Source organism: Streptomyces sp. NPDC026538 (assembly GCF_055567535.1).
The window spans coordinates 515,081-527,871 of sequence record NZ_JBVHQG010000003.1; the positions used below are offsets into that span (position 1 = coordinate 515,081).

Consider the following 12,791-nt stretch of genomic DNA (forward strand, 5'->3'; position numbering starts at 1 on the left):
TCCGCTCGCGAGCGCCCGTCATCGGACGTCGGCCTGGACGGGCGAGGGCGGATGGAGATGACGTGCTTGGCCGGGAGCGTCGCACGCAGCGTTAGTGCGATGGCGCGCGGGCATGGAGGGGTCCGATCCCGCCGTGCAGACGTTCGGTGACAGGCCTACGTTGGAAAGCCGAGGTCGCAAAGCGACCGAAATGCTACAGGCGCATACGCGGCCAAGTCACCCGGGATCAGCAGGGGAGAGCGTCATGGCAAGCAGCAACCGCGCCGTCGTCTTCCATAACCCGAAGGACATGCGCGTAGAGTCACTCGACTTCCCGAAGCTTGAGATGCCGAACGGGAAAAGGGCCCCGCATGGCGTCATCCTCAGAATCGTCGCCACCAACATCTGCGGTAGTGACCTGCACATCTACCGCGGGTCCTTCCCCGTGCCCCAGGGCATGGTGATGGGGCACGAGATGACCGGGGAGGTCATCGAGGTCGGCCCCGACGTCGAGTTCCTCAGCGAGGGCGACCTCGTCTCCGTCCCGTTCAACGTCGCCTGCGGCCGATGTCGCAACTGCAGGGCGCGCCGGACCGACGTCTGCGAGACCACGAACCCCAAGGTGTCCTGCGGCGCGTACGGCTTCAACCTGGGCGACTGGACCGGCGGCCAGGCCGAGTACCTGTTTGTCCCGTACGCCGACTTCCAGCTCCTGCGCTTCCCGGACAGGGACCAGGCCATGGCGAAGATCCGTGACCTGGCGCTGCTCTCGGACATCCTGCCCACCGCGTTCCACGGTCTCATGGAGGCCGGTGCCAAGCCGGGCTCGACCGTGTACATCGCCGGCGCCGGCCCGGTCGGCCGCTGCGGCGCGGCAGCGGCGCGCCTCCTCGGGGCGTCCTGCATCATCGTCGGCGACTACAGCACGGACCGTTTGGAGCTGGTGAAGAAGAACGGCTGCGAGACGATCGACCTGAGGCAGGACGCAGCACTCACCGACCAGATCGAGGCCATCCTGGGCGAACCCAGGGTCGACTGCGCAGTCGACTACGTCGGCACCGAGGCACACGGCATCGGCCGCGAGGGCGGGGACATGGACCCGGCCTACGCCATCAACCAGGTGGTCGACGCGACCCGGGCGGGCGGAGCCACCGGAGTCATCGGCGTCTACGGCCCCGACCCGCTCGCGAAGTCGAAGGCCGAGCAAGAGGGAACGTACCCGATCGACTTCGGCAAGGCATGGATCAAGTCGCCGCGGATCTCCGCCGGGCAGGCACCGATCATGCACTACAACCGCGAGCTGATGATGGCGATCCTGTGGGACCGCATGCCCTACTTGAGCGCCATGCTCAACACGACGGTGATCAGCCTCGACGACGCCCCCGACGCCTACGCGACCTTCGACACGGGAGTGCCCGAGAAGTTCATCATCAACCCCCACGGCCTCATTCCCGCCTGAGGGCCGCCCTCCCCGGCCCGCGGTCCCCGTTCGCGGAGGCCGTGGGCCTTGCGGGGGCTGCTCAGCGACAACCAACGCTGACCAACGTCGACTGCTCCGCCGCTGGTCAGAAGGTTGACGTAGGGCACCGCACACACCGCCACCGGAACTTCCCGGCTGCTCGGCTGTGGCCGCCGTGGGTCACCGGTGCAGGGACTCGGCGACGGCCGGGTCCTCGAGCACGGTGACGCACCAGGCGAAGTGCTCGTCACCGCCGCCCGGCGCGAAGGTGTCGCTCGTGGCCATCGCATAGGCGGCCCGGTACAGCAGGAGGTCGTCGACCGCGTAGCCGAACTCGTCGGCGAACCGCGTGGTGAGCTGCCGGGTGATCTCCGGGGCGTGCTCGGTGGCCGCCGGGAAGATGGCCGCGGCCACGGCGGCGTCGAACCGGGGGTCCCCGCCCGTGGACAGGAAGCCGTAGTCCACGAGGGCGAGCGGCCGCAGGTCGTCGTCCACCAGCACGGTCTCCGGGAAGACGTCACCGTGGACGACCGCCTGGTCGGTACGGGGCAGCGAGCGCAGCTTCCGTAGCAGCCGGGCGCGCGTGTCGCCGAAGTCGCGGACATGCGAGGAGAGCCGGTCCGCGCACCGGCTGACCCGCCGGTCCACCAGGTCCGCCAGGGCGGATCCGAAAGTGGTGTGGCCTTCCCACAGCGGGCGTTCCTCGTCCAGCACAGGAAGGTGCTTGACCTCGTCGACGTCGTGGGCGTCCGCGAGGGCGCGCAACACGCCGACCAGGCAGTCGACCGCTTCGGGCAGCACCTCGTCCGGGTCGTCGGTGCGGATCCTGCCCGCCAAGGGCTCGCCGGTCAGCTCCCGCTCCACGGTCATCGGGACACCGTCGATGTCCTCGACGGCGAGGATCTCCGGGGAGCCGAACGGCAGGTGCGCCGCAGCATCTGCGTAGAAACGCTGCATCCGCCGCAGTTCGGATCCCCGTCGGCGCTCCCACACCTTGGCCACCGTTCCGTCCCCGAGACGGTAGACAGCTCCCTCCACCGCCGCCTCGACGGGTCCGGCGTCGGGATATCCGGCGTCGACGAAATGTCGTACGCGCCGGGCCGTGGTGTCCCGTATCGCATCGGACATCTCGTGCCTCCTTCCGCCCTCGTCGTGAACGACCGGCCGGTCGGCGGGGCCGACGCCGGGGCCATCTCCCACGGTAGGCCCGTCGCCCGCGCGACACCCGGTGACGGAGCGCTGCAGGGCGCCGTGCGGTCCCCCACGCGTATGCGGCGGAACAGTGCCGGCCATATCCGTCCCCTCAACGGCGCCCGCGCCTCCTCTGTGGCAGCGCAGACGTTCGCCACGGTGATCAGCCCACTCTCCCCGGTGCTGCGTCGGGTGTTTCCCGACTGGGCCACATCGGCCGAGGCCATCGGTCGCGCGGCGATCGTCCTCAGCCGTCCCGAGAACACGGACCCCAGCATCCTGACCAGCCGTGACATCAACCGACTTGCCGGCATGTGACCTCCACTCATCCGTCACTTCGGTGCACCGGACCGCTCTGGGAGATCTCGATGGAAGAACGGCTGCTGACGCTGCCCACGGGACCGTGCATCGGCCAGCGCGTCCCGAGCAGGCCCGCGTTGCGGGGAGATCCTGTACCCGTGACAGAACCCAGCCCCGCCCCGCGACCGACCGGACGCCGCCCCGCCTGGCTGACCCGCAACGTGAAGGTGCTGTGCGGGGTGTCCTTTCTCCAGGACGCGGCCAGCGAACTCCTCTATCCGATCCTGCCGATCTACCTGACCGTGGTGCTCGGCGCGCCGCCCGTCGTGGTCGGCGCGATCGAGGGAGCGGCCGAGGGAGCCGCCTCGATCACCAAGGTGGCCGCCGGGCGCCTGGCCGACCGGTTCGCCCGGCGTCCGCTGATCGGTGCGGGATACGGCCTGGCCGCGGTCGGCAAGCTGCTCATCGCGCTCTCGACCGCGTGGCCGCCGGTCCTCGTCGCCAGGGTCACCGACCGGCTCGGCAAGGGCATGCGCGGGGCGCCGCGCGACGCCCTGCTCGTCGAGGGCGTTCCGAACGGACAGCGCGGCAAGGTGTTCGGGCTGCACCGGGCCGCCGACACCGCCGGCGCGGTGGTCGGCCCGCTCGTCGGGCTGGTCCTGTACGAGGCGCTCGACCACCGGTTGCGCCCGCTGTTCTGGATCGCCGTGATCCCTGCCGTCGCGTCGGTCGCGCTGGTCGCCGCCGTCCGCGACCCCCGAACCATAGGGACGGGCGGCTCCTCGACGCGGGCCGCCCGCACGCCCTGGCGGTCCCTGCCCCGCCCCTACTGGCGGGTGCTCGGGATGCTGCTCGCCTTCAACCTCGTCAACTTCCCCGACGCACTGCTGCTGTTGCGTGCCCACGACCTGGGCCTCTCGACGGCCGGGGTGGTGGGCGCGTACGCGGTCTACAACCTCGTCTACGCCGCCCTGTCCTACCCCGCGGGGGCGCTGTCCGACCGACTGCCGCGCCGGCTGGTCTTCGCCGCCGGTCTGGTCTTCTTCGCGATCGGCTACCTGGGCCTCGGACTGATCCACAGCCCCTGGTCGGTGTTCGTGGTGCTGCCGCTCTACGGCGGTTTCGCGGCCTGCACCGACGGCGTCGGCAAGGCCTGGATCTCCACGCTCGTCCCCGACCATCAGCAGGGCACCGCGCAGGGCCTCTACCAGGGCGCCACCGGCGCCGCCGTCCTGCTCGCGGGCGTGTGGGCCGGGCTCGCCTGGGGCGCCGACGGCCACCTCCCGCTGCTGGTCTCCGGCGGCATCGCGCTGGCCCTCGCCGGTGCGCTGCCGGTCCTTGCCCGTGTGCGGACCGCGGCCCTCTGACCCGGAGTCTCCGATGAAGGCGCCCGATGAAGGCGCGACGAGCCGGTCGGCTTCCGGCCGTCGGTAGTGGCAGGTTCTGGTCAAGAACGGTCCAAGTGTGGCGACCCTGCCACCTGCGGCACAGAAATCCGGTGCGGATGGTGTCGTCTTCCCGGGACCTGACCCGGGACCTGACCCGGGCCCGGCCCCGGGACCTGACCCGGGCCCGGCCCCGGGACCTGACCCGGGCCCGGCCCCGGGACCGGACCCGGGACCGGACCCGGGACCGGCCCCCGGTCAGGCGGGAATCCGCGGAGGGCGGTCCTCGCCAGGTGTCTCCGCACCTGCCGGTGCCCGCAGGGTGCCGTAGCGCTCCATGCGCTGCCACCGCAGCCGTGAGCCCGACACGGCGGTGAAGACGGACTGGATGACCACCAGGTACATCAACTGGCGGTAGACGAACTGCTGCAGCGGCAGGCTCCACAGCGGGCCCGGGCGTTCTCCGTCCAGGCGGAACGCGTACAGGCCCATCAGCAGTTGCAGGAGCAGGAAGGCCAGCCAGAGGGCGGTGATTCCGAGCGGGTCGAGGAAGACCAGGCCGTAGAGGGCGAAGACGTCGACCACGGGGGCCAGCAGGGGCAGCAGGACTTGGAAGACAAGGAGGTAGAGCAGGCCCCGACGGCCGAGCCGGCCGCCGGCGCCGCTCTGTACGAGCGCGCCGCGGTGCTTCCACATCGCCTGCAGGGTGCCGTAGCACCAGCGGTACCGCTGCCGCCACAGGGCGCCCAGCGACGCGGGCGCCTCGGTCCAGGCAACCGCCCCTTCCTCGTACACCACACGCCAGCCGGCGCGGCACAGGGCCATGGTGAGGTCCGTGTCCTCGGCGAGGGTGACGTCGCTGACCCCGCCGAGGGCGAGCAGCGCCCGGCGCCGGAACGCCCCGACCGCTCCGGGCACGGTCGGCATGCACTCGGCGAGATCGAAGAGGCGACGGTCGAGATTGAAGCCGACGACGTACTCGATGTGCTGCCAACGGCCCAGCAGGCCACCGCGGTTGACGACCTTCGCGTTGCCCGAGACGGCACCCACCCGAGAGTCGGCGAAGGGCTGCACGATCGTGCGGACGGCGTCGGGTTCGAAGACGGTGTCGCCGTCGACCATGACCACCAGGTCGCAGGTGGCGGCGGCCAGACCGGTGTTGAGCGCGGCGGGCTTGCCCGCGTTCCGCTGCCGGATCACCCGCACCCCCGGCAGACCGAGGGCCTCCACCAGGGCGGCGGTCCCGTCGGTGGAGCCGTCGTCCACCACGATGATCTCCACCGGATGGTCCGAGGCGACCAGGGAGCGTACGGCCGCCTCGATGCCGGCGCTCTCGTTGTACGCCGGGACGATGACGCTGACCGGTTCGGTCACCGGCGGTCCCCAGGGCCTGGCCCGGCGCCCGGTGCGCAGCCGTCGGTGCCGATGGGCCGCTACCAGTACGACGGCCGCGCGCAGCACGCTGATCGCTCCGGCCGCGTACATCAGCGCGCCGAGCAGCCGGATGGTCCCGTCGCCGAGCTGCAGCATCTTGATGAGGGCGATGCCTTGGAGGCGGTTCCCCAGCCCGGCACGCTGGACGGGGGCGGCCATGCCGACCGCGGCGCCGACCGTCGTGAACCGGAAGCCCCGTGCCTTGAGCCGGGGGATCAGGGTGTTCAGGGCGGCGACGGTCTGGGAGCGGTCACCACCGGCGTCGTGCATCAGCACGATCTGCCCGGCCTTGCCGTGCGGTGTCGCGTTCGCGAGGACGCGGGCCGTGCCGGGGCGCTGCCAGTCCTCGGCGTCCAGGGTGGAGAGCACCGTGACGTACCCGGCCGCGTCGCCCTGCTTGAGGACGGACCAGTCGGCGTCGTCCAGGGCGTCGTTCTCCGAGGAGTACGGCGGCCTGAGCAGCGCGCTGGTGACGCCGGCCGCGCCGGCCACCGCCAGCTGGGTCTCGCGCAGTTCCAGGGAACGCTGCCATGGGGCGAGGCGGGAGAGGTCGGGGTGGGTGAAGGTGTGGATGCCGATCTGGTGGCCCTCGGCGACGATCCGGCGGACCAGTTCCGGGTGGGCCACGACCTGGGTGCCGACGACGAAGAAGGTCGCGTGCACGTGGTTGCGACGCAGCACGTCGAGGACGCGCGGGGTCCAGACCGGGTCGGGGCCGTCGTCGAAGGTGAGGGCGATGGTGCCGGCCTTCGGGCGGGCGGTGTGCGGGGAGCCGGCGGCGTCCGCGATCACGGGGCCGCCGTGGGCCACCTGACCGGGCACCACGTCGGCACGGCCGCGGGGGCCGGTCACGTCGTCCGAGGTGATCGCGAACATGTGGTGGGTGTAGCCCTGCAGCAGGAGGGCCGCCGACAGGGTCACCACCAGTACGGACAGCAGCAGCCAGTGGGTGCGGGGTGTGACCCCGCGGGTACGGCCGCGGAGGCGGGGCATGGCGGAGCGGCGTCCGCGATCGGTCGGATCGGTCACGTCAGGGCCTTGGATCACTTCTTGGGCTTGTGGGACGCGGCGTTGGCGCGCCCCTTGGCGGAGGGTGCGTCGGTGCTGGTGGCGCCGGCGCCGGCGCTGGTGGCGGGACTGGCGGTCGTGGTCGGGGAGGCGGTTCGGGTGGGCGTCGCGGTGGTGGCGGACGTGGCGGACGTGGCCACGGGGGTGGTCGCGGCCGTCTGCCTGCCGGTCTGGCCGGAGGCCGTCCGCGGCGACGTGGCACGGGCGTTCTCGTTTGTCGCGCCGGAGGTCGCGCTCCTTGCCGTGTGACCCGTACCGGCGGGGGAGCCGGGGGCGGTCGCACGGGGCGCGGCCGGGTGCGTGGTGTCCGGGAGCGGGACGAACGGAGCGCTGAGTGTGGGGCCGCCCAGCAACGTGCTGACCAGCAGGGCGACATAGACGCCGGCGGGGATCACCAGCAGTCGTGCGGCGCGCCGCACGCGGCGCTGGCGGTGCCCGGAGGCGTCCACGAAGACGGGCCGCGCCGGATCGTTCTCCGCTGCGTCCGGCTCCGACGCGGGACGGCCGCAGTCGTCGTGGTCCGTCGGCAGCACGGTGATGACGGCACCGTGTGGAGAGTCCCACTCCGCCGTGGCGAGGTGGTCAGGCCCGGCGACGTGCAGGGGCGCGCCGGCGGCCCGGGGCTCCGGCATGGCCGTGTCGGTGGTGGTGCCGCCGGTGCCCTCGTGGCCGTGGGCATACCTGTACCCGACGCCGCCGTACGGATCCTCGCCGTACGCTTCGCCGCTGTCGCCCGTCCACTGCACGAGTCCTGTCTCCTCTCCGGGCCGACCGACGTGGTCGTCCGCATGGAAAGACCGCAGCGGGCCGAAACTGTTACACCTCCCCCCTCGGACCGTCATATGTCCCTCTCAGGAAAGCCACATGTCCCGCCTCGCGGCGGCACCTCTCCCGTCTCGGATCGCCACTCCTCACGCCTTGGAACGGCACTTCACCACCGCGTTCCCGCACGCGGCCGTGTGCGCGTAGAACTCCCGCAGCTCCCGGTGCGTGGTGGCGAACGCGCGCGACGTCTCGGGCTCCGTGGTCGCTCCGCCGTAGCGGGGCAGCAGTCCGTCCCGGGCGGAGTCCCACAGCGCGTCGAAATCGGTCTGTTCCAGGAATTCGGCCACCCGGCGGGCCTGGGCGGCCGTGAGGACCAGCAACGGCGGCTTCTGCCGGTCGGTGCGGAACACCGGGCGGCCGCCGAGCACCACCTGGGCCTGGGGCCGTTCCGGGGGACCGGCCGGCGGAGCTCCGGTGTAGATGCGCTCCTGGTCCAGGCAGCACTCGTCCAGCACCTCTTCGAGGCACTGGCCGGGCTGGTGCCGGACGGTCGCGGCATCGCTCGCGAAAAGCCGTTCCAGCCAAGCCGGACTGTTGCGCAGTGCCGGAGCCGGTACCGCTCGCAGATGGAGGTACGTACTCATGACTGTGGGAGCGCACGAGGGTGCCGAAGCATCACGCGGCCTGGCGGTCACGGGCTCGGGGCGGCGGCCGTGGCGGGCTTAGGCGCGTTGCTGATCGCCCGCTGCCGGCCGGTCGGCCGTCCCGCTCCGTACCGCTCACGTGGGGAGAGACGCGAGCGGTACGGAGAGGGGGCCGGGGCGGGTCGTGGTGCCGTCGTCGGCGAGGTTCGCCGCGGCCCGTGCGGTCGGTACAGAGCCTGTCCTGCTCCCTGGCGCAGGGCCGGTGGGAAGCGTGCCCGGCTCGAACGGCGCCGGTCCCGCTCCGTCGCCCTCGCGCCTGCCGAAACCGGCGGCTGAGCGCTGGGAGGCGGTTGATACCGGACAGGGCTCCTGGGGTGTTGTGACGTTTCTGTGAGAGCACACGCTGGTCATCGTGGGGCCGTCGCTGCGACCGGAGCACGGCGGACGGCGTGAAATCGGTTGTGATCGGTGCGAACGAGGGCGATCTTGGGCCAGGCGCGGCAACCTTGGCGCGTACAGGAGTACGACGGGGAACTGGGTGCGGCGGTCGCGCGCGCCCAGGACGGCGACGAGGCCGCCTTCGAGGTCGCCTACCGGATCGTGCAGCCGGGCCTGCTCGGCTACCTTCGCGGCGTCGTCGGCGAGGAGGCGGAGGACGTGGCGTCCGATGCCTGGCTGGAGATAGCCCGCGACCTCGGGCGTTTCAAGGGCGACGGCGCGGGCTTCCGCGGCTGGACCGCGACCATCGCCCGGCACCGGGCGCTGGACCACCTGCGTCGTCGGCGGGTGCGGCCCCAGGCGGGCGGTACCGACCAGGACGTACTGGATCTGGCGGGCCCGCACAACACTCATGAGCAGGCTCTGGAGTCCCTCTCCACGGAGTGGGCTCTGGAGTTGATCCGCGGACTGCCGCGGGACCAGGCCGAGGCCGTGCTGCTGCGGGTTGTGGTCGGCCTGGACGGTCCCGCCGCGGCGCGGGTCCTGGGCAAGCGGCCGGGTGCGGTGCGCACGGCCGCGCACCGGGGCCTGAGACGCCTCGGCCGTCAGCTGGGCATCGGCAGCGGAGTCGAGGAGGGTGTGACGGATGTGGCTTCCCGCGCGCTGGGGGAGTCGACATGAACGACAACCGCGGCAGGAACGACAGGCAGGCGTCGGATCCGGGGCGGCGGACGAATCGAAGCGGTCGGTCGGGAACGGAAGCGGACATGGGTGAACGGCTGGGCGGCGACGGGGGATGGGGCCGTCGACATGTGCAGCCCGACGGCGCCCCGTCCGACCCCGGGGACGCGGGTGACGACGCCGTGCTGGAGACGGCACTGGGCGCCGCCGTCCGCGCAGGCGATCTGGCGCCCCAGGGCGAGCAGCAGGCCATGGCCGCTTTCAGGGCCGCCCGCTCCTCGGGTGCGCATCGCGCACGTACCCGGCGCCGGGACGACTGGCGGCCTGCGGCAGAGCGGCGGGCCCGGCGCCCGGCGAAGCTGACGTTCGGCGTGGCCTTCGCCAGCCTCGCGCTGGGAGGTGTGGCGGTCGCGGCCATCGGTTCCGCCGGTTCCGCCGGTGAGGGCGCGGGCGACGGCAGGGGAACGGCGCACCCGTCGGCGGTCGCCTCGCCCCGGCCGGGAGCCGGGGCCGCGTCCCACCCGTCCGGAAGTGCTCGGCCGACGGACCGGCCCGCCACCGCCCAGGACACCGAAGCCCACTGCCGTGCCTACGACCAGGTCCAGGGACGCGGCAAGGCGCTAAGCGCGACGGCCTGGCAGCGACTGGTCGCGGCAGCCGGCGGTGCGGACAAGGTTGCCGTCTACTGTTCCGAGCAGTTGACACGAGAGACGGCCAAGCCGAGCCACTCGGCCGGTGCGGGCAAGTCCGGCAAGCATGCCGCGAACTCCGCCAACGGCACGGCGGGCGACACCAGCGCTTCCGGCAACGCGTCCGCAGGCAGCGAGGCGAACGGCGGGCAGGGCAAGGGCAAGGGCAAGAAAAAGTAGCCCCGCCTCCCCGCGTGGGCGGCCCATAGTGGTCGACAGCGGTGTGACCGCGGCGGGCGCCGAGAACACACCCTGGTCGGCCGGGTCGAAGTCCATGATGAGCGCTCGCGGCAAAGCGGCCGATCGTCGGCAGCACCCGGAATGCCTTGTGGCGGCCCAGCGGGCGGACAGCGGAAGTCGCACCGGTCGAGGGTGAGAATCGCGTCCACATGCGGAGCTCGATCGGTCCGCGGGCCACAAGACCGCCGCGGTCGCCCCGCCGGAACCGCCGTGTGGCCTTCCTCTCGGTGTTGGGGTCGCGGCGCTTTCGTCGGCATGTCGTCAGCTGATGGCGACGGCAGCCGCGCCCAAGCCGTCCAAGGAGGTCACGGCGCCGCGACCGGACGGACTCGACGGCAACACTGTGGCCCGGGAGAGCAATTCCTGTGGTGGGGAAGTGAGAAATCGACACGGCGCACGAGAAATATTCCTGAGGTGGGAGACGGCCGGGAATTGCTTGCCGCGTGGGGTCGCTCACGACGTGCTACTGTCAGTATCAGTTGCAGGTGTGGTTGCCAGAATGGTTTTTCCGGCGGCTGAGCATCACGGCGACACGGAAAGCGCACAGAGCGTATTCCTGACACCGTTTCCGAAGGAGAAATAAAATGGCTACTGGCACCGTGAAGTGGTTCAACGCGGAAAAGGGCTTCGGTTTCATCGAGCAGGACGGCGGCGGCGCCGACGTCTTCGCCCACTACTCCAACATCGCCGCCCAGGGCTTCCGTGAGCTGCTGGAAGGCCAGAAGGTTTCGTTCGACATCGCGCAGGGCCAGAAGGGCCCGACGGCCGAGAACATCGTTCCCGCGTGACGCGTCGGCACTGACGCATACTTCGCAGCTGGGGCCCGCACCTTGGGGTGCGGGCCCCAGCTCGCTTCATTTTCAGGGCGATGCAGCCCTGTTTTTTTTCGGCTCGTTCTCGCGATTCTCTGCGCCGTTCGTTTTGCTGCGGAAATTCCTTGATACGCGCCCACGTCGAGGAAGGTTCCACATGAACCGTGCACGCACGACTCGCACCCGCACGACTCGCACGTACGACCGCTTCGGAGGAAGTGCTGCCGGCGGCCGCTCCGGTGTTCAGAGCCGCTCCAAGGGCAACGGGAATCGGCGGGCCGCACAGGGTGAGTTCGCACCGCCGGAGACGACCACGCCGGCGTTGCCCGCCGTCGAGTCGTTCGCCGATCTCGCCATGCCGACGCCGTTGCTGGCCGCGCTCGGCCACGAGGGCGTGACCGTACCGTTCCCCATCCAGGCGGCGACCCTGCCGAACTCCCTGGCCGGCCGTGACGTACTCGGTCGTGGCCGTACCGGGTCGGGCAAGACGCTCGCCTTCGGCCTCGCGGTCATGGCCCGCACGGCAGGCCGGCGCGCCGAACCACGGGAGCCGCTGGCCCTGATCCTCGTACCCACCCGTGAACTCGCCCAGCAGGTCACCGACGCGCTCACCCCGTATGCCCGCGCCGTCCGGCTGCGGCTGGCCACCGTGGTCGGCGGAATGTCGATCGGCAGGCAGGCGAGTGCGCTGCGGGCCGGGGCCGAGGTCGTCGTCGCGACACCGGGGCGGCTCAAGGACCTGATCGACCGGGGCGACTGCCGACTGCGGGACGTCGCCGTCACTGTCCTGGACGAGGCCGACCAGATGACCGACATGGGCTTCATGCCCCAGGTCACCGCCCTGCTCGACCAGGTGCGGCCGGAGGGCCAGCGGATGCTCTTCTCGGCCACCCTGGACCGTAACGTGGACCTGTTGGTCCGTCGCTACCTGACCGACCCGGTGGTCCACTCCGTCGACCCGTCGGCCGGTGCCGTCACCACGATGGAGCACCACGTGCTCCACGTGCACGACGCGGACAAGCACCGGACGACCACCGAGATCGCGGCACGGGACGGCCGGGTCATCATGTTCCTGGACACCAAGCACGCCGTGGACCGCTTGACCAAGCACCTCCTCAGCAGCGGCGTCCGCGCCGCCGCCCTGCACGGTGGCAGGTCCCAGCCGCAGCGCACCCGGACCCTGGCTCAGTTCAAGGACGGTCACGTCACGGTGCTGGTCGCCACCAACGTCGCGGCCCGCGGCATCCATGTCGACAACCTCGACCTGGTCGTCAACGTGGATCCGCCCGGCGACCACAAGGACTACCTGCACCGTGGCGGTCGTACGGCCCGTGCGGGGGAGTCCGGCAGCGTCGTCACCCTGGTGACACCCGGCCAGCGCCGCGACATGAGCCGACTGATGGCCTCGGCCGGCATCACCCCGCGCATCACTCCGGTGCGCTCGGGTGAGGCGGAGCTGAGCCGCATCACCGGCGCCCAGGCGCCGTCCGGTGTCCCGGTCGTCATCACCGCTCCGGCCGTGGAGCGTCCCCGCCGCACGTCTTCCCCGTCCCGTGGCCGTCAGGGCCGCGCCGGCCAGGGGCGGCCCGCCGGCGCGGCGGTGCGCCGCAGGGCACAGCGGCGCACCGCCGTCGACTCGGCGGCCTAGGCCCTGCACGACCCCGGCGCCGCAGCGGTCTCCCCAGGCCCCAGTGGCCACCAAGCCG

The 12,791-nt window shown here is 71.7% G+C and carries 11 protein-coding genes; 7 read left to right on the plus strand and 4 right to left on the minus strand.

Annotated features, from left to right (window positions below; translation table 11 throughout):
• Positions 1-244 precede the first annotated feature (244 nt).
• Complete coding sequence (locus ACZ4N4_RS15450) at positions 245-1,438, plus strand: alcohol dehydrogenase catalytic domain-containing protein (protein ID WP_467588556.1); 1,194 nt, start codon at positions 245-247, stop codon at positions 1,436-1,438.
• Positions 1,439-1,618: 180 nt separating this feature from the next.
• On the opposite strand, the gene ACZ4N4_RS15455 is transcribed toward ACZ4N4_RS15450, so the two are convergent.
• Positions 1,619-2,566: a phosphotransferase family protein gene (locus ACZ4N4_RS15455; RefSeq protein WP_467588558.1), complete on the minus strand. Its 948-nt coding sequence runs from the start codon at positions 2,564-2,566 to the stop codon at positions 1,619-1,621.
• Between the two features lie 141 nt (positions 2,567-2,707).
• Here ACZ4N4_RS15455 and ACZ4N4_RS15460 point away from each other — a divergent pair, with 141 nt between their 5' ends.
• Together ACZ4N4_RS15460 and ACZ4N4_RS15465 are read left to right on the plus strand one after the other, a co-directional pair.
• Complete coding sequence (locus ACZ4N4_RS15460) at positions 2,708-2,947, plus strand: hypothetical protein (RefSeq protein WP_467588561.1); 240 nt, start codon at positions 2,708-2,710, stop codon at positions 2,945-2,947.
• A 140-nt stretch (positions 2,948-3,087) separates the two neighbouring features.
• Positions 3,088-4,296 carry an MFS transporter gene (locus ACZ4N4_RS15465; RefSeq protein WP_467588564.1) on the plus strand — a complete coding sequence of 403 codons (1,209 nt, stop codon included), beginning with the start codon at positions 3,088-3,090 and terminating at the stop codon, positions 4,294-4,296.
• A gap of 276 nt (positions 4,297-4,572) precedes the next feature.
• Here the strand turns inward: ACZ4N4_RS15465 and ACZ4N4_RS15470 are convergent, their stop codons facing one another.
• From ACZ4N4_RS15470 to ACZ4N4_RS15480, 3 genes are all read right to left on the minus strand, one after another.
• The gene (locus ACZ4N4_RS15470) at positions 4,573-6,741 is read right to left on the minus strand and encodes a bifunctional polysaccharide deacetylase/glycosyltransferase family 2 protein (RefSeq protein ID WP_467589124.1); all 2,169 of its coding nucleotides are present in this window, start codon (positions 6,739-6,741) and stop codon (positions 4,573-4,575) included.
• A gap of 50 nt (positions 6,742-6,791) precedes the next feature.
• The gene (locus ACZ4N4_RS15475) at positions 6,792-7,562 is read right to left on the minus strand and encodes a hypothetical protein (protein WP_467588567.1); all 771 of its coding nucleotides are present in this window, start codon (positions 7,560-7,562) and stop codon (positions 6,792-6,794) included.
• Between the two features lie 165 nt (positions 7,563-7,727).
• Complete coding sequence (locus ACZ4N4_RS15480) at positions 7,728-8,225, minus strand: DUF1877 family protein (RefSeq protein ID WP_467588570.1); 498 nt, start codon at positions 8,223-8,225, stop codon at positions 7,728-7,730.
• 486 nt (positions 8,226-8,711) lie between these two features.
• On the opposite strand from ACZ4N4_RS15480, the gene ACZ4N4_RS15485 reads away from it, so the two are divergent.
• From ACZ4N4_RS15485 to ACZ4N4_RS15500, 4 genes are all read left to right on the plus strand, one after another.
• Positions 8,712-9,344, plus strand: coding sequence for an RNA polymerase sigma factor (locus ACZ4N4_RS15485; protein ID WP_467588574.1), 633 nt, complete (start codon positions 8,712-8,714; stop codon positions 9,342-9,344).
• An 86-nt stretch (positions 9,345-9,430) separates the two neighbouring features.
• Entirely contained in the window at positions 9,431-10,213 is a 783-nt protein-coding gene (locus ACZ4N4_RS15490; protein ID WP_467588576.1) for a hypothetical protein, read from the plus strand.
• A gap of 644 nt (positions 10,214-10,857) precedes the next feature.
• Positions 10,858-11,061, plus strand: a complete 204-nt coding sequence (locus ACZ4N4_RS15495; RefSeq protein WP_004986771.1) for a cold-shock protein — start codon at positions 10,858-10,860, stop codon at positions 11,059-11,061.
• Positions 11,062-11,242: 181 nt separating this feature from the next.
• Positions 11,243-12,733, plus strand: coding sequence for a DEAD/DEAH box helicase (locus ACZ4N4_RS15500; protein WP_467588579.1), 1,491 nt, complete (start codon positions 11,243-11,245; stop codon positions 12,731-12,733).
• Positions 12,734-12,791 lie beyond the last annotated feature (58 nt).